Below are 1163 nucleotides of genomic sequence, written 5' to 3'. Positions count from 1 at the left end.
CAGCGCTGGCATTTCTGCTGCCGCGTCGGGCACCCGTTGACCGAGCGCGAGAGCGTGCGGGCGCGTGACCTGTTCGACTACCCCCTGGCCACCACCTTCCGCCCGCCGAATATCCGCAAGATCCTCAGCGACCTCAGCGGGCGGCAGGATTTTCTGCCGACAGTGGAGTGCGAGCATGGCTACGCACTGCTGAATGTGGTGATGCATTCGGACACCATCGGCATTGCCTGCAATGCCAACTTGCGGCCGTATCAGCGGGACGGGGGGTTGGTGGCATTGCAGCTGGCCGACCTGACGGTGGAGCAGGAGGAAGCGTTCTATACCCGTTATGGGGTGGTGAGCCGGGTGGGGTATGGGCTATCGCCGCTGGCTCAGGGGCTGGTCAGGCAACTGATTGCCTGTGATACCGAGTTGTAGCTGGCGGGGGCTGTGCCCCCGAATCGCCGGCAAGCCAGCTCCCACACCGACCGCGCCGACTTCAAGCCATGTGCAGTACCTGTGGGAGCTGGCTTGCCGGCGATAGGGCCGCATAGCGGCCCCGGCAATATCAGCCTTTACGCGTAGTACGGCTGAGCTGTCCATCCACCCCGACCGGCACCTCACCCGCCAGGGTCACCCGCCGCACCACCCGCGGCTGGGTCCCGTAATCGTCCACTGCATAATGCTGCGTCGCGCGGTTATCCCAGATCGCCACGTCCCCTGCCTGCCAGCGCCAGCGAACGGTGTTCTCCAGGCGTGTCACATGCCCTTGCAGCACTGCGAACAGGTGTTGCGAATCCGCCAGCGAATAACCTTTGATGCGCTTCACGAAATGCCCCAACTGCAGCACCCGCTCGCCACTGATAGGGTGCACGCGCACCACCGGATGCTCGGTCTCGTACACGGTGGAGGTGAACACCTTGCGGTAGCGCTCAAGCTTCGCCGGGTCGACATCGGGCTTGAGGCTCGCGTAGTCATATTCGTTGCTGTGCACCGCCCACAACTTGTCGGCCAGCTCGCGCAACGGCTCAGGCAGTTCCTGATAAGCCGCCGCAGTGTTGGCCCAAACGGTATCACCACCGGATGCCGGCGCCACCACGCTGCGCAGGATCGAGGCCTTTGGGTAGGCGTCGACGAAGGTCACATCGGTGTGCCAGGAGTTGGCCCGCTGGCCTTCGGCGCCA

The 1163-nt window shown here is 64.3% G+C and carries 2 protein-coding genes; one reads left to right on the top strand and one right to left on the bottom strand.

Translation table 11 applies throughout. The features are described 5' to 3' along the window. Positions 1-417, top strand: a 417-nt coding sequence (locus tag JV551A3_RS02085) for a substrate-binding domain-containing protein (RefSeq protein ID WP_235874533.1), incomplete at its 5' end; no start/stop codon positions are given. 130 nt (positions 418-547) lie between these two features. On the opposite strand, the gene JV551A3_RS02080 is transcribed toward JV551A3_RS02085, so the two are convergent. Beyond that, positions 548-1163: TauD/TfdA dioxygenase family protein (locus tag JV551A3_RS02080; protein WP_133978289.1), on the bottom strand; the 616-nt coding region annotated here is incomplete at its 5' end.

It is taken from the genome of Pseudomonas inefficax, from assembly GCF_900277125.1.
Classification (GTDB): Bacteria; Pseudomonadota; Gammaproteobacteria; order Pseudomonadales; family Pseudomonadaceae; genus Aquipseudomonas; species Aquipseudomonas inefficax.
The sequence above is the reverse complement of the archived record's forward strand: the minus strand, read 5'-3'. Positions and strand labels throughout refer to the sequence as shown.